A 17,721-nucleotide genomic window follows, 5' to 3' on the forward strand; every position below is an offset into this window, starting at 1 on the left:
GCCGGCCAAAGATATCGGGAGAGCTCTATCCATGACTGTGCTCGTGACCGGCGGCGCCGGCTATATCGGAAGTCACATGGTTCATGCACTGGTCGATGCCGGCGAGAGCGTCGTCGTGATCGACAATCTCTCCACCGGCTTCTCCGCGTTCCTGCCCGACGGCGTGCCGCTGTTCATCGGCGATGCCGGCGACGAGAACCTCGTCGAGGGCGTGATCGCACAGCACAGCATCGACAGCATCATCCATTTCGCAGGCTCCGTGGTGGTGCCGGACTCGATGCGCGATCCGCTCGGCTACTATCGCAACAACACCATGACGACGCGCAGCCTGCTCAATGCCGCGGTGAAGGGCGGCGTCAACCGCTTCATCTTCTCCTCGACCGCGGCCGTCTACGGCAATCCGGACCAGGTGCCGGTGCCGGAGATCGCGCCGACCCGTCCGCTGTCGCCCTACGGCTCCTCGAAGCTGATGACCGAGATCATGCTGCAAGATGTCGCCTCTGCCCATGGCATGAGCTACGTCGTGCTGCGCTACTTCAACGTCGCCGGCGCCGACCCGAAGGGACGCGTCGGCCTCGCCACCGTCGGCGCCACCCATCTGCTCAAGATCGCGGTCGAGGCCGCGACCGGCCAGCGCGCCAAGATCGACGTGTTCGGCACCGACTATCCGACGCCGGACGGCAGCTGCGTGCGCGACTTCATCCATGTGAGCGACCTCGTCGAAGCGCATCGCTCGGCACTGTCCTATCTGCGCGCCGGCGGGCAATCGGTGACGTTGAACTGCGGTTATGGCCGCGGCTATTCCGTGCTCGAGACGATCGAGACGGTGCGCCGGGTCTCGATGCGCAATTTCGCCGTCGCCTATGCCGCACGCCGGCCCGGCGACATCATGACCATGGTGGCCGACACCACGAGGATCAGCTCAGCTCTCGACTGGACGCCGCGCTACGATGATCTCGAGACCATCGCAACCCATGCGCTGGCCTGGGAGGAGAAGCTGTTCCGGGAGCGCGGCGGCCCCGCGCGACAGGCAGAATCGGCCTAAAAATCAAGCCGTTATCAAGCCGTTATTGGGCTTGAAAAAGCCCCGCCAAGCGGGCAATGAGGTCCCGCAACCTGACGGCCGGCACGGCCCGCCGTCAATGGACCGCGGATGGCTCAGTTTCCAAAGAAAATTACCGACGATCCCTACGGCGCGGCGGTCCTGATTCGCCGCCTGGTCATGGAACAGGGGATTACCTACTGGCGGCGCTATCTGACGGCGTTCGCCCTGATGGCCGTTGCGGCGGGCTCGACGGCGGGCGCCACCTACGTGCTCGGACAGGTGATCAACCAGGCCTATGTCGACAAGAACATTCCCGGCATCGCGATGTTCGCCGGGATCACTGTGGTGCTGCTGTTCATCAAAGGCGTGGCGACCTATGGCCACATGGTGATCCTGACGAAGATCAGCAACGCCATCCTGGCGCAGAACCAGCGGCAATTATTCGCCAAGCTGATGAGCGAGAGCATCGGCTTCTTCTCGCAGCGGCACTCGTCGGAATTCCTGGCGCGGCTGACCGCCGGCGCCAAGTCGATCACCGACGTGCTCAACATGCTGGTCAATGCGATCGGCCGCGACTTCCTGATGCTGATCAGCATGCTCGCCGTGATGGTCTGGCAGGACCCGCTGATGTCGTTCATCGGGCTCGTGGCGGTGCCGCCGGCGATGCTGATGCTGCGCAGGCTGGTGAAGCGGATCAAGGGCCTCGCCTACAACCAGTTCACCGGCACCGCCGACATCATGGAGACGATGCAGGAATCGCTGCAGGGCATCCGCACCGTGAAGGCGTTCACGCTGGAAGACACCATGCAGCAGCGGATCGACGAGAACATCGCGATCGTCGAGCGCAACGCCAACAAGATGGCGCGGGTCGCCAACCGCTCCAACCCGTTGATGGAGATGCTCGGCGGCTTCGCGGTCGCCGGCTGCCTGATGTACGGCGGCTATAGCGTGGTGGCGCTCGGTTCCACGCCGGGCCAGTTCTTCACATTCCTGACCGCCTTCCTGATGGCGACCGAGCCGGCCAAGCGGCTGGCGCGGCTCAACATCGACCTCAACAGCCAGTTGGTCGGCGCGCGGATGCTGCTCGAGGTCGTCGACAGCCCGGCAAGCGAGCAGACCGACGACGACAAGCCGGCGCTGAAACTCTCCGACGCGCGGATCGAGCTGCGCGACGTGAGCTTCGCTTATCGCCCCGGCGAGCCGGTGCTGAACCGCATGAGCTTCATGGCCGAGCCCGGCAAGGTCACCGCGCTGGTCGGCCCCTCCGGCGGCGGCAAGTCGACGGTGCTCGCGCTGCTGCTGCGCTTCTACGAGACGCCAGCGGGCGAGATCCTGATCGACGGACAGTCGATCTCGTCGGTGTCGCGCAGATCGCTGCGCCGGCAGACCGCCTATGTCGGCCAGGACGTCTATCTGTTCCGCGACACCATCCGCGCCAACATCGCCTTCGGCAAGCCTGACGCCAGCGAGGCCGAGATCATCGACGCCGCCAGGGCCGCCTGCGCGCACGACTTCATCATGAGCTTCCCGCTCGGCTATGACACGCCGGTCGGCGAGCACGGCACCCAGCTCTCCGGCGGCCAGCGCCAGCGCATCGCAGTCGCCCGCGCGCTGATCAAGAACGCGCCGATCATCCTGCTCGACGAGGCCACCGCCGCGCTCGATTCGGAGTCCGAGAAGCAGGTGCAGGAAGCGATCGAGCATCTCTGCCAGGGCCGCACCACGATCGTGATCGCGCACCGCCTGCACACCATCATGCATGCCGATGCGATCCTGGTGGTCGAGGGCGGCGAGATCGTCGAGCGCGGACGCCATGACGATCTGCTGCGCCGCGGCGGCCGCTACGCCTCGTTCTTCCGGCTGCAGCACCGTCAGGACGCCTCCCCGGTGGCCCTGGCGCCGATCAGCGCCACCGGCTAAGCGGCTCATCCCTTCTCATCTCTTTCTCATCCCTTGGCGGCAAGGCCTGCGTGCAACACGCGCAAAACATTACCGCCCATGACCTTGCGGATGTCGTCCTCGGAGAATCCGCTCGACATCAAGGCCTGGGTCACGGCGACGATCCCACTCGCATCGAATGCCGTGGTGGTCGAGCCGTCGAAATCCGAGCCGAGGCCGACATGGTCGATCCCGACGAGGCCGCGGACATGGGCGATCGCCCGCGCGACATCCTTCGGATCGAGCGAACAGACCGCCCCCTGCCAGTAGCCGATGCCGATCACGCCGCCGGTCCGCGCGATCGCCCTGACTTCATCGTCTGTGAGGTTGCGGTTGACCTTGCAGGTCGCCTGCACGCCGCCATGGCTTGAGACCACCGGGCGCGTCGCCATCGCCAGCACGTCGGCGACCGCGGCGTGGCTGGCATGGGCGAGGTCGACGACCATTCCGAGCGCCTCCATCCGCTGCACGACCTGGCGGCCGAGCGGCGTCAGTCCGCCCTTGGCCACGCCGTGCATGGAGCCCGCGACATCGTTGTCGAAGAAGTGGGCGAGACCGGCCATTCTGAACCCGGCGGCGTAGAGCACGTCGAGATTGCCGATGTTGCCCTCGATGTTCTGCAGGCCCTCGATCGACAGCATGCCGCCCACCGCCGTCACGCCGTTCTTGCGGTCGGCAAGCAGGCGATCGATGTCGGCCGGCGTCGTGATCAGGCGAAGCCGTCCGCCGGAGTTCTCGGCGAAGCTCCGCAATTTCTCGGCATGCCACAGCGAACGCTGCAGCAGCGAGAACCAGGTCCGCGGCGGTTGCAGATCGATGATGGCGAGATTGGTGATCGTATCGGTGTCGCCGCCGTTGGCGTCATAGTTCTGGCCCTTCGGCGACTTGGTGACCGACGAGAACACCTGGAGCGCGTAGTGCCCCTCGATCAGCCGCGGCAGGTCGATGTGGCCGCGATCGGATCGCGCGATCAGGTCGCGCTTCCACAGCAGGCTGTCCGCGTGCATGTCGGCGACGTCGAGCGTCGCCTGCAAGGCGCGGGCGGCGGGCGTGATCTCCAGCGCCACGCGCTGCACCTTGTTCTGTCCGCGGTCGATCCGTTCCGGGGTCACCGTGAAAAACCGGACGGCGGCGGCGACCAGAGCCATAGCGATCAGAGCAAGGCCGATTGAAAGCCATCTCCTCATGAACATCCCCTTGGGCCTCACCGCTCGCGCTCGCTCGTCGCGGGTGCGCTCAGCGGAAAGCTGGCCTCACATCTGCGCCTGGTGCAGCCGCAGCCCCTAGCCCCCAGCGCCGTAACCGCGTAAATACGGCCCGCGCTCCCTCCTTCAACCCTCCGGGACCCGTTCATGAACGCCGCCTCCACCGTCATTCCGCTTCCCCCGCAGCCCTCGCTTCCCGTCGTCGGCGAATCCGGCACCTATCCGGTCCGCCGCATCTGGTGCGTCGGCCGCAACTATCTCGAGCATATCAGGGAGATGGGCAATGACGAGCGTGCGCCGCCGTTCTTCTTCGGCAAGCATGCCGACATGCTGGTGCCCGATGGCGCGACGATCCCCTATCCGCCGCTGACCAAGGACCTGCATCACGAGGTCGAGCTGGTGGTGGCGATGAAGAGCGGCGGGCTGAACATTCCCGCCGACAAGGCGCTCGAGCATGTCTACGGCTACGCAGTCGGCATCGACCTGACCCGCCGCGACCTGCAGATCGCCTCGCGCAAGAAGGAGCGGCCCTGGGAGATCGGCAAGTCGTTCGACTATTCCGCGCCCTGCTCCGCGATCCAGCCGGCCGCGAAGATCGGCCACCCGACCGCAGGCAAGATCTGGCTCACCGTCAACGGCAAGGAAGCGCAGAAGGGCGACCTCACCGAGCTGATCTGGAACGTGCCGGAGATCATCTGGCAGCTCTCGCAGCAAGTGAAGCTCGCTGCCGGCGACATCATCATGACCGGCACGCCGGCCGGCGTCTCGCAGCTACAGCCCGGCGACAAGCTCGAATGCGGTGTCGACGGCGTCGGCACGCTCAAGGTGTCGATCGGCAAGCCGGAATAGGCAGACCGCACAAGAGATGATGCAAAGCCCCGGACCTCGCGGTCCGGGGCTTTTTGCTGGGCGCGCTCAGCGCATCGTGCCGGGCATGCAGGGCGGCTCGGTGAAGGGCGCGGTTGCGAACGATCCGACATTCGGCGCGCGCACGCAATCGGTGGACTTGCTGCCGACCGTTGTCGTCGCCTGAGCATGGGCGCGCCGCATCGCAGCATTGTTGCCGGCGGCGAACGCCTGAGCCGAGAACGCAGCTGCCGCAATCAACGCAAGCGTCGCGATGGTCAATTTGGTCATTGGGTTTCTCCGCACGATGGATGAAGCCGACCAAGTTCGGCTCCTGTGACCAATGACCGTGACAGTTCGAAGAATATTTCCTCCGGCCCGATCACCGAACCGCGAGCGCGTCATCACGTTCGGCGGAGCGAGGAATATCGGAATGACAAAACGCCTCCGTCTATCAGAGCCGCGCGCAACGCGGCGATGACTGTATGGAGGTTTTCATGATCGACTTCCGGCAACTTGGCCTCGCTGCAATTCTCTCCGCAGCCATGGCGACCGCTTCCTTCGCTGCGACGGTCGAGGCACCCGGCGCATACGCATCGAACGAAACCGCGACCAGGCCATGGTCGGCGCCGGTCGGCCATCGCCAGCCGCGCGCCGCCGACATTCCCGCCGCGACATCGGCGTCGCTGCAAACCCTCGATCAGGAGGACGCAATCGTCGACCGCAAGATCAAGGGCATTTGCCGCGGCTGCTAGCACACCGACGCCGCGGAACGCGACCGCCGTTCGCGATCAGGGCGTGCGGCGATACGGCACGTAGCGCGGGGTCCAGACCTTGGCGTGGATGCGCGCCTCGACCTGGTCGATCGGAATGTCCTTGGCGAGCCTTTCCTTGTGCGCCTGCAGCGCCACCGCGAGCGCAACCGTCAGCGACACGTCACGCAGCGCGCTGACCGGCGGCAGCAGATTGTGCTTCGGGTTGTTGCGGGCCGGCGAGACGCTGGCCAGCGCCTTCGCCGCGGCCATGAACATGCCGTCACTGACCCTGACAGCGCCGACTGCGAGCGCGCCGACGCCGACGCCGGGGAAGATGTAGGAGTTGTTGGTCTGGTCGACCTTGAAGCGGGCGCCGTCGCGGGTGATCGGCGGGAACGGGCTGCCGACACCGATCAGCGCCCGCCCCTCGGTCCACGCCTCGATATCGACCGGCGTCGCTTCCTCGCGCGAGGTCGGGTTGGACAGCGGGAAGATCACCGGACGCGCGTTGCACTCGGCCATCGCGCGGACGATCGGCTCGGAGAACGCGCCGGCCTGACCGGACACGCCGATCAGCACGGTCGGCCTGGCGTTGCGGACGACGTCGAGCAGCGCGATCTTGTCGGGATGGCTGAGCTTCCAGCCGGCGATCGCCTGCTTGTCCTGGACGAAGGGAAGCTGGAACGGCGCGAGCCCGCTCATGCCCTCGAGCAATAGCCCGTCGCGGTCGACCATGAAGAAGCGCTTCGCCGCCTCGCTCTCCGACAGGCCGGCGTCGACCATCGCGGCGCGGATCAGGCTGGCGATGCCGCAACCGGCCGAGCCCGCGCCGAGCACGGCGACGCGCTGCTCGGTCAGCGGCACGCCGGTGACGTTGATCGCGGAGAGCAAGGCGCCGGTCGCCACCGCCGCGGTGCCCTGGATGTCGTCGTTGAAGGTGAGGAGCCGGTCGCGATAGCGCTCGAGCATGCGCGTCGCGTTGTTCTTGGCAAAATCTTCCCACTGCAACAGAACGCGCGGCCAGCGCTTGGTCACCGCAGAGACGAAGGCCTCGATGAAGTCGTCATACTCCTGGCCGCGGACGCGCTCGTTGCGCCAGCCGATATAGAGCGGATCGGCCAGGCAGTCGGGATTGTCGGTGCCGACGTCGAGCAAGATCGGCAGCGTCGTAGCCGGATGCAGCCCGCCGCAGCCGGTGTAGAGCGAGAGCTTGCCGATCGGGATACCCATGCCGCCGGCGCCCTGGTCGCCGAGCCCGAGGATGCGCTCGCCGTCGGTCACCACGATCGCCTCGACATGATCGAAGCGCGGCTGCGCCAGGATGCGGTCGATGCGGTGCTTGTGCGGGATCGAGAGGAACAGCCCGCGCGGCTTGCGGAACAGCCGGCTGAACTGCTGACAGCCGGCGCCGACGGTCGGCGTGTAGACGATCGGCAGCAGCTCTTCGAGGTTCTCGACCAGCAGCGCATAGAACAGCGTCTCGTTGGTGTCCTGCAATTCGCGCAGGAAAGCGTAGCGCTCGAGATCGTTCTCGAAGCCGCGCAGCGCCTGCAGCCGGCGCGAGACCTGTTCGTCCAATGTCGCAACATTGGGCGGCAGCAGGCCATGCAGGTCGAACGCCTCGCGCTCGGCCTCGGAGAACGCCGTGCCCTTGTTCAGCTGCGGATCGGCGAGCAGTTCATAGCCGCTCAGCGCAGTGGTCGCGAAAGCTCCTGACGTCTCGGACATGACAAGGGTTCCCTCAATGCGGATGCCTGATGCGACTGTATCACTTCAGTGCAACGAATCGGAGAGCGAAGGGCGTCGTGCTACGCAAGGCGGAATGCTGGCCAAGGGGCGATGACAAGGGGCGACGAGCGGTCATCCGGTCTCCGGCAACGCATTCCGGCTACTCAAGCGGACCGAGATCAACATACGTTGGTATAACTTCCCCATTCCTTGTCATGACCTGTGCTGACGCTCGTACAATTGAGCGACGGAGAGAGATTCTTATGCTCCAGGGTACTGCAACGGATGCGCAAATAGCTAAGAACTTCTCTCTCGGGAGGCGCGACTAACAATAGCAATCCTCGTTCTACAGCGGGCGCGTTGTGTTCCCGAATCTGTGATCAGGATCACTGCTCCGAGGCGTGAATCGCAAGACTGTCACGCATGCGGGTACTTCGAGGAACACTGAAATGATCGTCAACATTCAGAAGCTTAATGGCCTGTGGCACCTCATCGTCGGGTCGTGCAAGATCCGAACTCCGTTCCTGGAGACTCAGGACCGGGAGTCGGTCGTCGCGTATGCCCGGCGGGTCTACCCCGGCGCCAAGGTCTTCGAACGCGACTGATTTTGGCTGCGACGTCCCAAAGCTCACGCCCCCGAGAAAAGCCCCGGAGCGCGCTCCGGGCTTTTGCATTTTGAAGGGCGGATCAGCGCAGCGTAATCCGCCATGCTTCCGCACGACGCGGCGGATTACGCCTTCGGCAATCACCGCAGCGCCGACACCACGATCAGGCCGAGGATCAGCGCGGTCACGGAATACTTCAGCGTGTAGTACACGTTCCGATTCCACTCCTTGACCTTGCGGCTGGCGAGATGGAGCTCGTAGAGCTTGCCGAACACCTTGTTCAGCGCGCCGACATACTCGCCGTCGACGTTCTGGGTGGCCGACGCCTTGACGATGTTGTGGCTGACCCAGCGGTTCATCCTGGTCATGAAGCCGTACTTCATCGGGCGCTCGACGTCGCAGAACAGGATGATGCGGTTGACGTCGGTCTTGTTCTCGGCGCTGTGGATGAAGGTTTCGTCGAACATGAAGGCCTCGCCGTCGCGCCAGACGCATTCGACGCCGTCGACCAGGATGCGGCACTCATTCGAGTTCGGCGTCACCAGGCCGAGGTGATAGCGCAGCGAGCCGGCGAAGGGATCGCGATGCGCCCCGAGCTTGCCGCCGGGCGGCAGCATCGCGAACATCGCGCCGTGCACATTCGGGATCGAGTTCAGCAGCTCCACCGTCTTCGGGCACAGCGTGCGCGCCGACGGCAGGAAGTCGTCGTACCATTTCAGATAGAAGCGCTTCCAGCCGCTCTTGAAGAAGGAATAGAAGCCCCAGTCGTTGTTCTTGGCGGCGGCGCAGATGAAGCCCTCGTCGAACAGGCGGGTCGCCTCGTCGCGGATGGTCTCCCAATTGTCGGAGAGCTTCTTCAGCTCGGGAAACTGTTCGACCGGGATCACCGGCGTGTTTGCTACCGCCGAGCCCGCATACATCAGCACATTGTAGGGCGCGAGGTAGGTCGAGTGGTCGCCGAGCTGGCGGGCGAACCGCAACCGCTGCTTGCCGCGGAAGTGAACGTAGAGCGTAGAGGCCACCAGCACGTAGAGAATGACGAGCTGCGGCGCGAAGAGCTGTCTCAACATGATCCGTCTATGATCGCAGCGCGCCGATGCTCTCCATGCACCGCCCCGTAGCAGCCTAGACCCTTGATGGGCGGCTTAGCCCCGGGCGGCGAAGCGCAACGCCGTCCGCGAAAACTCCCTTGTTTCATCCTGACTTGGCACTGCGGCGTGGGCCAGAAGCCCTGCCGCGGTGCCGTCCCGGATGAGCCATCTAAGCGTACGCTCACCGAATGTGAAGCGCCGCCTCATTCGAAGGAGCAACCGTGTGGCAACAATCACACACTCATTATTCGCCATTGACAAAATGATTAGATAATTACTAATCTTGCGATGACCCGCCAGAAGAGCGCGGACATCCATAGGGAGGAATGATGAGACACGTTCTGGCGGCAGCCATTCTCGCGGCAATGACATCCGTCACTCATGCCCAGGTTTCCGACGACGTCGTGCGCATCGGGGTGCTGACCGACCTGTCGAGCTGGGGACGCGACAACTCCGGCCCGGGCTCGGTCGAGGCGGCCAAAATGGCGGTGGAGGAGTTCGGCCCCACCGTGCTCGGCAAGCCGATCGAGATCATCTCGGCCGACCACCAGATGAAGACCGACGTCGGCGTGCAGGTCGTGCGCGGCTGGTTCGACAACGGCAAGGTCGACGCCGTCGTCGATATCCCGAATTCCGGCATTGCGATCGCCGTGCACAACATGGTGCGCGAGCGCAACAAGATCGCGCTCTTGTCCGGCCCCGGCGCGAGCTCGCTGACGGATGAATTGTGCAGCCCCAACACCGTGCACTTCACCTACGACACCTACGCGCTATCGAAAGTGACGGCCTCGGCGGTGATCGCGGAGGGCGGCAAGTCCTGGTACTTCATCACCGCGGACTATGCCTTCGGCCAGCAGCTCGAGAAGGACGCGACCCGCTTCATCAACGAGATGGGCGGCAAGGTGCTCGGCAGCGTGCGCCATCCAACCAACACCGCCGACTTCTCCTCCTTTGCGCTGCAGGCGCAGAGCTCGAAGGCCGACGTGGTGGCGTTCGCCAATGCCGGCCAGGACACCGACAATTCGATCAAGCAGTCCGGCGAGTTTGGCCTCGTGCAGGGCGGCCAGAAGCTGGTCGGCCTCCTGATGTTCGACACCGACGTGCATGCGATCGGGCTCAACGCCGCGCAGGGCACCTACATGACGACGGCGTCGTACTGGAACATGGACGAGAAGACCCGCGCCTGGTCGAAGAAATTCTTCGCCCGCACCAACGTGATGCCGACCATGATTCAGACCGGCGTCTACGGCTCGGTGCTGCATTATCTCAAGGCGATCCAGGCCGCCGGCACCGACGACCCGAAAGCGGTGATGGCCAAGATGCGCGAGCTGCCGATCGAGGACACCTTCGTGCATGGCGGCAAGTTGCGCGAGGACGGCCGCGTCATCCGCGACATGTATCTGGCGAAGGTGAAGAAGCCCTCGGAATCCAAGGAGCCGTGGGACTATCTCGACATCATCAAGACGGTGAAGGGCGAGGACGCCTATCGTCCGGTCTCCGAGTCGAAGTGCCCGCTGCTCAAGAAATAGGATCGATCGCGTGGCCAACGAAGAAACGTATGAATGCGACGCACTGGTCGTCGGCTCCGGCTGCGCCGGGCTGTCGGCGGCGGTCACAGCGGGCCATCACGGCCTGAAGGTCCTTGTCGTCGAGAAGGAGCCGCGCTTCGGCGGCACCACCGCGCGCTCCGGCGGCTGGCTGTGGATTCCCGGCACCTCGCTGGCGAAGGCCTGGGGCATCGCGGAGAGCCCCGACCAGGCCAGGACCTATCTGCGTCATGAGGCCGGCAACAGCTTTGACGCCGCGCGCGTCGATGCGTTCCTGACCGAAGGGCCGAAGGCGGTCGACTTCTTCACCACCAGCACGGCTGTGCGCTTCGACATGCCGCTGACCTTCCCGGACTATCATGCGGAAGCGCCCGGCGGCGCGCAGGGCGGCCGCTCGATGGTGACGCGGCCGTTCAACGGCCACGAGCTCGGCGGCGCCCTCAAGGATCTCGGTAGCCCCCTGCCCGAGCTCACCGTGTTCGGCATGATGCTCGGCTCCGGCAAGGAGATCGTGCATTTCATGCGCGCGACGCGGTCGCTGACCTCGGCGGCCTATGTCGCGAAGCGGCTGTCGAAACACGCCATCGACGTGATGCGCAACGGCCGCGGCATGACGCTGACCAACGGCAATGCGCTGGCCGGCCGGCTGGCGAAATCCGCGTTCGACCTCAAGATCCCGCTCTGGCTTAATTCACCGGTGCGCGAATTGATCGTCGAGAACGGCGTGGTGCGCGGCGCGATCGTGGTGCGCGAGGGCCGCACCATCCGCGTCAATGCGAAGCGCGGCGTGGTGCTCGCCTGCGGCGGCTTCCCCCATGACGTCGCGCGGCGGCAGAAGATGTTTCCGCATGCGCCGACCGGAAAAGAGCATTACTCGCCGGGACCAACAGGCAACACCGGTGACGGCTTGCGTCTCGCAGAATCCGCCGGCGGCTGCGTCGAGGATTCGCTGCCGAACGCCGCGGCCTGGGTGCCGGTCTCGGTCACGACGCGCAAGGACGGCTCAAAGGGTGTGATGCCGCACTTTATCGATCGCGCCAAGCCCGGCGTGATCGCGGTGATGCGCGACGGCCGGCGCTTTGCCAATGAAGGCAATTCCTACCACGACTTCGTGCAGGAGATGATCAAGGCGGCGAAGCCCGGCGAGGAGATCGCCGCCTTCTTGCTCTGCGATCACGCGACCTTGCGCAAATACGGCCTCGGCTGCGTGCCGCCGCGCCCGATGCCAACAGGCCATCATCTGAAGACCGGCTATCTCAAGCGCGGCGCGACGCTGTCGGAGCTTGCCGCGCAGGCCGGCATCGAGGCAAAAGCGCTTGAGGCAACCGTCGCGGCTTTCAACACAACCGCCGCCGAGGGACGCGATCCCGCCTTCGGCAAGGGCTCGCGCGCCTATAACCGCTACCAGGGCGACGCGCTGCACGGACCCAATCCCTGCATCGCGCCGATCCAGCAGGGGCCGTTCTACGCCATCAAGATGGTGATCGGCGATCTCGGCACCTATGCCGGTATCCGGACCGACGCCAATGCCCGCGCGCTCGACGCCGACGGCCAACCGATTGCGGGTCTCTATGCCGCCGGCAACGACATGGCGAGCATCATGGGCGGCAACTATCCCGGCGCCGGCATCACGCTTGGGCCCGCGCTGACCTTCGGCTACATCGCGGGCAAGCACATCGCCGGCGCAACTCAGGAAAGGAGCACGCTGTGAGTCCCGTCATCCTGAGGAGCGCGCTCTTGCGCGCGTCTCGAAGGATCGACGGCCACTAGCCGGGCAGTTCATCCTTCGAGACGCCGCTTCGCGGCTCCTCAGGATGACGGGGTGGGGACGAATGTGATGCACAAGGACTCATCGACGTCTCGCGGACGGCGTGGTTTCTTGCTAGGTGCAAATCCGGAACGCGAACAGGGCCACATGACGAAAGAAAGCCGCGGCATACAGTCGATCGAGGTCGGCGGGGAATTGCTCCGCGCGCTCGCCCGCAGCGGCGAACCGATGATGCTGCGCGATCTCGCGCGCGAGGCCGGCATGCCGCCGGCCAAGGCGCATCCCTATCTGGTGAGTTTCTCTCGCATCGGCCTGATCGAGCAGGACGAGACCACCGGCCGTTACGAGATCGGGGCGCTGGCGCTCGAGCTCGGCCTGATCAGCCTGCGCCGGCTCTCCGCCGTGCGGATCGCGACGCCGCGGATCGCCGCGCTCGCCAACAGCATCAATCACGCGGTGTCGCTGTCGGTCTGGGGCACCCACGGCGCGACTGTGGTGCGGCTCGAGGAGCCGAGCCACCCTGTGCACATCGCGATGCGCGTCGGGTCGGTGGTGGCGCTGCTGGAGACCGCGACCGGCCGCGCCTTCGCCGCCTTCATGCCGCCGAACGCCGTCAAGACGGCGCTCGAGAGCGGGCTCGATCGCCTCGGCGTCGGCTACAATCCGAAACGCGAGACCATCAGCGCCAAGACCACGGAGATGCTTGCCGAGGTGCAAAGCCGCGGGCTCGCGCGCGCAATCGGCGATCCCCTGCCCGGCGTCAACGCCTTCGCCGCGCCGGTGTTCGATCACGCCGGCCACGTCGCGCTGGTGATCACGGCGATGGGTCCGGAGGGCACCTTCGACGCGAGCTGGGACAGCGCCATCGCAGCCGCGCTGCGCGATTGTGCAGGCGACATCTCGCGGCAGCTCGGGCACGGTTCGGTGCGGGCATCGGAGTGACGCTGGGCCTTTTCCGACGTCATCCCCAGGTACGCAATTGCGTACCCGAGAAATGGTGAGCACGCTGGTCAGGCTCCCTCCCCCCTTGCGGGGGAGGGTTGGGGAGAGGGGTGGCCCCGGGGCGAGATAATTGATGATGACATCACTCTCGCAAAATCGTTTGCTTGTCGCCGCAACGATACGGAGACAGCGCGCCGTGTGGCACCCCTCTCCCTAACCCTCTCCCGCAAGGGGAGAGGGAACCCTTCCGCCGGTGCGTCCCTCACACGCCAATCACTGAGTTGCCTGACGGCGCAAGCCCCCGCAGCAAAAATATTTCTATTTATCAGAACACTCAACTCAGTGTATGTTTCGCCCGTCTCACCCGATCGAGGGGCGCTTCGCGGTCGTCACGAACGCGGCGTGGGATGCGGTGGACGCCGAGCGTGGAACTGACGAGAGCACGCGAAGCGGACGGTGAAGTCGTGTGGTCCTGACGCCCTGGCGGCAGGTGTCTCGTCGCAAGACGCGAAGGCGTTTTGCGAAGGCGGTGACAAACAAGCCAAGTCTCGCCGGGGAGAGCACGAAGTAAGCCGTAACCCATCGCGCAGGGAAAGCCGGATTGCTCCGGTTACACCTGTGGTCCTACCCCCGAGCTTTCTACCTTTTGCTCGGGGCCCATGGGTGCGATCGGCACCCGGCTTTCCCTGCGCCCTCTGCAAGAGAGAGGGCGAAACGAAGAGCAAAGCTCGGGCAATTCATGTCGCGAGAATGCGAATGTGTGACTCGCAAGCCGCGCAACACACTCGGTGTCGTCCCGGGCAAGCGAAGCGCGACCTCGGGACCCATAACCACAAATGCCAATTGGCTTACAACGCTGCGGCCACAGCATGCTTCGACAACTCAATCCAGTGGTTACGGTCCCGGCTTTCGCCGGGACGACACTGAGATTGTGGCGCGAGAACGCGAAGCTGCGTCCTCATCTTCAACTGTCATCGCCCGGCTTGACCGGGCGATCCAGTACGCCGCGGCCTCTCGGCTCAAGCACCGGCGTCTCTGGAATACTGGATCACCCGCATGCGCGGGTGATGACACCGAGTGCTCTGCTGTTTGAAATGTGAATCGAAACAATCAGGCGCGCAGCGCCTGCAGGCTCTTGAAGGTCAGCCGCTTTGGGTCGCGGACGCCGGCGAGATAGAGCTTGCGAATGAAGGCAATGACGGTGTCGCGATCGCAATCGGTCAGCGCGACCACGGCGTCGACCGCAATCTTCTGGGCTTCCATGGGAACAAATCCTCCGCTGCAGCCTCGAACCCGGAAGCCTAGGCGCTGCCGGTTAATCCGGCATTAACCTCTGCCCACAATCGCCGATTCCGGCCCCCTCGCGTATACGCGAAACAACGCATGCGACGGCCTGTCCAACCACCGCAGCAAAAAGCCCCGGACGATGCCGGGGCTCTTCACGTGATCGACTGTGACGACCGCAGATCAGTAGCGGTAGTGATCCGACTTGAACGGGCCTTCCTGCTTGACGCCGATATAGTCGGCCTGGTCCTTGCGCAGTTCGGTCAGCTTGGCACCGACCTTGGCGAGGTGCAGGCGGGCCACCTTCTCGTCCAGCGTCTTCGGCAGCACGTAGACCTTCTTCTCGTACTTGCCGCCCTTGTTGTTGGCGAACAGCTCGATCTGCGCCAGCGTCTGGTTGGTGAACGACGCCGACATCACGAAGGACGGGTGGCCCATTGCGTTGCCGAGGTTAACCAGACGTCCCTCGGAAAGCAGGATGATGCGGTGCTTGTCGGGGAATTCGATCTCGTCGACCTGCGGCTTGATGTTGTTCCACTTCAGATTACGCAGACCTGCGATCTGGATCTCGTTGTCGAAGTGGCCGATGTTGCAGACGATGGCGCGATCCTTCATCGCGCGCATGTGCTCGATGGTGATGATGTCCTTGTTGCCGGTCGCGGTCACGAAGATGTCGGCGCGCGGCGCGGCCTCTTCCATCGTCACGACCTCGTAGCCTTCCATCGTCGCCTGCAATGCGCAGATCGGATCGACCTCGGAGACCATGACGCGGCAGCCGGCCTGGCGCAGCGAAGCCGCCGAGCCCTTGCCGACGTCGCCGAAGCCCGCGACCATTGCGACCTTGCCCGACATCATCACGTCGGTGCCGCGGCGGATGCCGTCGACCAGCGATTCACGGCAGCCATAGAGGTTGTCGAACTTCGACTTGGTGACGCTGTCGTTGACGTTGATCGCGGGGAACAGCAGCTTGCCCGCCTTCTCCATCTCGTACAGACGGTGCACGCCCGTGGTGGTCTCTTCCGAGACGCCCTGGATGTTCTTGGCGATCTCGGCGAACCAGCCCTTCGGCTTCTCCTTCAGCAGGCGCTTGATCAGCGCGAAGAAGACTTCTTCTTCCTCGGAACCAGGCTTGTCGAGGAACGCGACGTCGCCCTGCTCGGCGCGCAGGCCGTGATGCACCAGCATGGTGGCATCGCCGCCGTCATCGAGGATCATGTTGGGCGTGCCGCCGCCGTGCCAGTCGAACAGCTTTGCGGTGTAGTCCCAGTATTCGGTCAGCGTCTCGCCCTTGACCGCGAACACCGGAATGCCGGCCGCGGCGATCGCGGCCGCGGCGTGATCCTGCGTCGAGTAGATATTGCAGGAGACCCAGCGGATGTCGGCGCCGAGCACGGCCAGCGTCTCGATCAGGACCGCGGTCTGGATCGTCATGTGCAGCGAGCCGGCGATGCGTGCGCCCTTCAGCGGCTGCTTGGGGCCGTACTCCTCGCGGGTCGCGATCAGGCCGGGCATCTCGGTCTCGGCCAGCGAGATCTCCTTGCGGCCGAACTCGGCGAGCGAAATTTCCTTGACGATATAGTCGGTGAAGCCGGGCTTCGTGGGGGCGTTCATGAGAGCGTCCTGTTGTTGAATTGGTCGTTCCGGGCCGCCGCGCAGCGGCGAACCCGGAATCTCGAATTGATGGAAAAGGATTCCGGGTTCGCTCGCTCGCGCGAGCGCCCCGGAATTACGCAAGGTTCAGAGCGCGCGCTTGAGCGACTCGACGAGATCGGTCTTCTCCCAGGAGAAGCCGCCCTCATTGTCCGGCGTGCGGCCGAAATGGCCGTAGGCCGAGGTGCGCGCGTAGATCGGACGATTGAGGTCGAGATGGGAGCGGATGCCGCGCGGCGTCAGATCCATCGCCTTCGCCGCCGCCTTCTCGAGCTCGTCCTCCGACACCTTACCGGTGCCGTGGGTGTCGATGTAGATCGAGAGCGGACGCGCCACGCCGATCGCGTAGGCGAGCTGCAGCGTGCAGCGGTCGGCAAGACCGGCCGCGACGATGTTCTTGGCGACGTAGCGCGCGGCATAGGCCGCCGAGCGGTCGACCTTGGTCGGATCCTTGCCGGAGAACGCGCCGCCGCCATGCGGGGCCGCTCCGCCATAGGTGTCGACGATGATCTTGCGGCCGGTCAGGCCGGAATCGCCGTCGGGACCGCCGATGTAGAACTTGCCGGTCGGATTGATGTGCCAGATCGTCTTGCCGTTGATCCACTCCTTCGGCAGCGCCTCGCGCACATACGGCTCGACGATGTCGCGGATCTGGCTGGACGAGAGGTCCTCGACCAGATGCTGGTGCGAGACCACGATCTCGCGGACGCCGACCGGCTTGCCGTTCTCGTACTGCACGGTCACCTGGCTCTTGGAGTCCGGACCCAGCACCTTCTCCTTGCCGGAGTGGCGCGCTTCGGAGATCAGCCGCAGGATCTTGTGAGCATAGAAGATCGGCGCCGGCATCAGGTCCGGCGTCTCGTTGGTGGCGTAACCGAACATGATGCCCTGGTCGCCGGCACCCTCTTCCTTGACCTCACCCGGCTGCAGCGCATCGACGCCCTGCGCGATGTCGGCCGACTGCGGATGCAGCAGGATCTCGATGTCGCAGGTCTTCCAGTGGAAGCCGTCCTGCTCGTAGCCGATGTCCTTGATCGCGTCGCGCACGACGCCCTCGATGTGCTCATTGGTGACCGAGCTCGGGCCGCGGGTTTCGCCGGCGATCACCACCTTGTTGGTCGTCGCGAGCGTTTCGCACGCCGCACGGATCTGCCACGGGTCGATGCCCGCCTTGGGGCCCTCGCGATAGAACAGATCGACGATCTCATCCGAGATGCGATCGCAGACCTTGTCCGGATGGCCTTCCGAGACCGACTCGCTGGTGAAGAGATAAGACGCGCGCATCAAGCAAACCCCTTGTTTCGTCGAAGTCCGACG

15 protein-coding genes are annotated in these 17,721 nt (G+C 64.7%); 8 read left to right on the plus strand and 7 right to left on the minus strand.

Annotated elements, in window-relative coordinates:
* Window positions 1-31: 31 nt before the first annotated feature.
* Window positions 32-1,045, plus strand: a complete 1,014-nt coding sequence (gene galE / locus G6P99_RS31460; protein WP_165124571.1) for a UDP-glucose 4-epimerase GalE — start codon at window positions 32-34, stop codon at window positions 1,043-1,045.
* 108 nt (window positions 1,046-1,153) lie between these two features.
* Complete coding sequence (locus tag G6P99_RS31465; RefSeq protein WP_029085310.1) at window positions 1,154-2,965, plus strand: ABC transporter ATP-binding protein; 1,812 nt, start codon at window positions 1,154-1,156, stop codon at window positions 2,963-2,965.
* Between the two features lie 26 nt (window positions 2,966-2,991).
* On the opposite strand, the gene G6P99_RS31470 is transcribed toward G6P99_RS31465, so the two are convergent.
* The gene (locus tag G6P99_RS31470; protein WP_165124574.1) at window positions 2,992-4,170 is read right to left on the minus strand and encodes a dipeptidase; all 1,179 of its coding nucleotides are present in this window, start codon (window positions 4,168-4,170) and stop codon (window positions 2,992-2,994) included.
* Window positions 4,171-4,335: 165 nt separating this feature from the next.
* Here G6P99_RS31470 and G6P99_RS31475 point away from each other — a divergent pair, with 165 nt between their 5' ends.
* A complete protein-coding gene (locus G6P99_RS31475) occupies window positions 4,336-5,037 on the plus strand; it encodes a fumarylacetoacetate hydrolase family protein (RefSeq protein ID WP_029085308.1) in 702 nt (233 codons plus the stop codon).
* A gap of 66 nt (window positions 5,038-5,103) precedes the next feature.
* Here G6P99_RS31475 and G6P99_RS31480 read toward each other — a convergent pair whose 3' ends face one another.
* The gene (locus tag G6P99_RS31480; RefSeq protein ID WP_029085307.1) at window positions 5,104-5,325 is read right to left on the minus strand and encodes a hypothetical protein; all 222 of its coding nucleotides are present in this window, start codon (window positions 5,323-5,325) and stop codon (window positions 5,104-5,106) included.
* Between the two features lie 206 nt (window positions 5,326-5,531).
* Here G6P99_RS31480 and G6P99_RS31485 point away from each other — a divergent pair, with 206 nt between their 5' ends.
* Window positions 5,532-5,789, plus strand: coding sequence for a hypothetical protein (locus G6P99_RS31485; protein WP_063619013.1), 258 nt, complete (start codon window positions 5,532-5,534; stop codon window positions 5,787-5,789).
* A 36-nt stretch (window positions 5,790-5,825) separates the two neighbouring features.
* Here G6P99_RS31485 and G6P99_RS31490 read toward each other — a convergent pair whose 3' ends face one another.
* Window positions 5,826-7,517, minus strand: coding sequence for an NAD-dependent malic enzyme (locus tag G6P99_RS31490; RefSeq protein ID WP_165124577.1), 1,692 nt, complete (start codon window positions 7,515-7,517; stop codon window positions 5,826-5,828).
* Window positions 7,518-7,966: 449 nt separating this feature from the next.
* Between G6P99_RS31490 and G6P99_RS31495 the strand changes: the two genes are divergently transcribed.
* A complete protein-coding gene (locus G6P99_RS31495; protein ID WP_165124580.1) occupies window positions 7,967-8,122 on the plus strand; it encodes a hypothetical protein in 156 nt (51 codons plus the stop codon).
* A 140-nt stretch (window positions 8,123-8,262) separates the two neighbouring features.
* Here the strand turns inward: G6P99_RS31495 and G6P99_RS31500 are convergent, their stop codons facing one another.
* On the minus strand, window positions 8,263-9,192 hold the full coding sequence (locus G6P99_RS31500) for an aspartyl/asparaginyl beta-hydroxylase domain-containing protein (RefSeq protein ID WP_029085304.1): 930 nt from the start codon (window positions 9,190-9,192) through the stop codon (window positions 8,263-8,265).
* 347 nt (window positions 9,193-9,539) lie between these two features.
* Between G6P99_RS31500 and G6P99_RS31505 the strand changes: the two genes are divergently transcribed.
* The 3 genes from G6P99_RS31505 to G6P99_RS31515 all read left to right on the plus strand — a co-directional run bounded on the left by G6P99_RS31505 (window position 9,540) and on the right by G6P99_RS31515 (window position 13,470).
* Window positions 9,540-10,742, plus strand: a complete 1,203-nt coding sequence (locus G6P99_RS31505) for an ABC transporter substrate-binding protein (RefSeq protein ID WP_371261270.1) — start codon at window positions 9,540-9,542, stop codon at window positions 10,740-10,742.
* A 10-nt stretch (window positions 10,743-10,752) separates the two neighbouring features.
* Complete coding sequence (locus G6P99_RS31510) at window positions 10,753-12,471, plus strand: FAD-dependent oxidoreductase (RefSeq protein ID WP_205751522.1); 1,719 nt, start codon at window positions 10,753-10,755, stop codon at window positions 12,469-12,471.
* A 204-nt stretch (window positions 12,472-12,675) separates the two neighbouring features.
* On the plus strand, window positions 12,676-13,470 hold the full coding sequence (locus G6P99_RS31515; protein ID WP_029085300.1) for an IclR family transcriptional regulator: 795 nt from the start codon (window positions 12,676-12,678) through the stop codon (window positions 13,468-13,470).
* Between the two features lie 1,110 nt (window positions 13,471-14,580).
* Here the strand turns inward: G6P99_RS31515 and G6P99_RS31520 are convergent.
* The 3 genes from G6P99_RS31520 to metK form a co-directional block, all read right to left on the minus strand.
* Window positions 14,581-14,733 carry a hypothetical protein gene (locus G6P99_RS31520; RefSeq protein WP_165124582.1) on the minus strand — a complete coding sequence of 51 codons (153 nt, stop codon included), beginning with the start codon at window positions 14,731-14,733 and terminating at the stop codon, window positions 14,581-14,583.
* 204 nt (window positions 14,734-14,937) lie between these two features.
* Window positions 14,938-16,365, minus strand: a complete 1,428-nt coding sequence (gene ahcY / locus G6P99_RS31525) for an adenosylhomocysteinase (protein WP_029085299.1) — start codon at window positions 16,363-16,365, stop codon at window positions 14,938-14,940.
* Window positions 16,366-16,491: 126 nt separating this feature from the next.
* Complete coding sequence (metK, locus tag G6P99_RS31530; RefSeq protein WP_029085298.1) at window positions 16,492-17,688, minus strand: methionine adenosyltransferase; 1,197 nt, start codon at window positions 17,686-17,688, stop codon at window positions 16,492-16,494.
* Between the last annotated feature and the right edge of the window lie 33 nt (window positions 17,689-17,721).

Origin of the sequence: Bradyrhizobium sp. 6(2017) (genome assembly GCF_011058295.2) — a bacterium.
GTDB classification, from domain to species: domain Bacteria; phylum Pseudomonadota; class Alphaproteobacteria; order Rhizobiales; family Xanthobacteraceae; genus Bradyrhizobium; species Bradyrhizobium septentrionale.

What these genes read in the sequence shown, in the direction of transcription:
- G6P99_RS31520 (WP_165124582.1), bottom strand. Translation starts at nt 14,733, where the DNA reads ATGGAAGCCCAGAAGATTGCGGTCGACGCCGTGGTCGCGCTGACCGAT.
- G6P99_RS31490 (WP_165124577.1), bottom strand. Translation starts at nt 7,517, where the DNA reads ATGTCCGAGACGTCAGGAGCTTTCGCGACCACTGCGCTGAGCGGCTAT.
- galE (WP_165124571.1), top strand. Translation starts at nt 32, where the DNA reads ATGACTGTGCTCGTGACCGGCGGCGCCGGCTATATCGGAAGTCACATG.
- metK (WP_029085298.1), bottom strand. Translation starts at nt 17,688, where the DNA reads ATGCGCGCGTCTTATCTCTTCACCAGCGAGTCGGTCTCGGAAGGCCAT.
- G6P99_RS31495 (WP_165124580.1), top strand. Translation starts at nt 7,967, where the DNA reads ATGATCGTCAACATTCAGAAGCTTAATGGCCTGTGGCACCTCATCGTC.
- G6P99_RS31500 (WP_029085304.1), bottom strand. Translation starts at nt 9,192, where the DNA reads ATGTTGAGACAGCTCTTCGCGCCGCAGCTCGTCATTCTCTACGTGCTG.
- G6P99_RS31505 (WP_371261270.1), top strand. Translation starts at nt 9,540, where the DNA reads ATGATGAGACACGTTCTGGCGGCAGCCATTCTCGCGGCAATGACATCC.
- G6P99_RS31465 (WP_029085310.1), top strand. Translation starts at nt 1,154, where the DNA reads ATGGCTCAGTTTCCAAAGAAAATTACCGACGATCCCTACGGCGCGGCG.
- G6P99_RS31480 (WP_029085307.1), bottom strand. Translation starts at nt 5,325, where the DNA reads ATGACCAAATTGACCATCGCGACGCTTGCGTTGATTGCGGCAGCTGCG.
- G6P99_RS31475 (WP_029085308.1), top strand. Translation starts at nt 4,336, where the DNA reads ATGAACGCCGCCTCCACCGTCATTCCGCTTCCCCCGCAGCCCTCGCTT.
- G6P99_RS31515 (WP_029085300.1), top strand. Translation starts at nt 12,676, where the DNA reads ATGACGAAAGAAAGCCGCGGCATACAGTCGATCGAGGTCGGCGGGGAA.
- G6P99_RS31470 (WP_165124574.1), bottom strand. Translation starts at nt 4,170, where the DNA reads ATGAGGAGATGGCTTTCAATCGGCCTTGCTCTGATCGCTATGGCTCTG.
- G6P99_RS31485 (WP_063619013.1), top strand. Translation starts at nt 5,532, where the DNA reads ATGATCGACTTCCGGCAACTTGGCCTCGCTGCAATTCTCTCCGCAGCC.
- ahcY (WP_029085299.1), bottom strand. Translation starts at nt 16,365, where the DNA reads ATGAACGCCCCCACGAAGCCCGGCTTCACCGACTATATCGTCAAGGAA.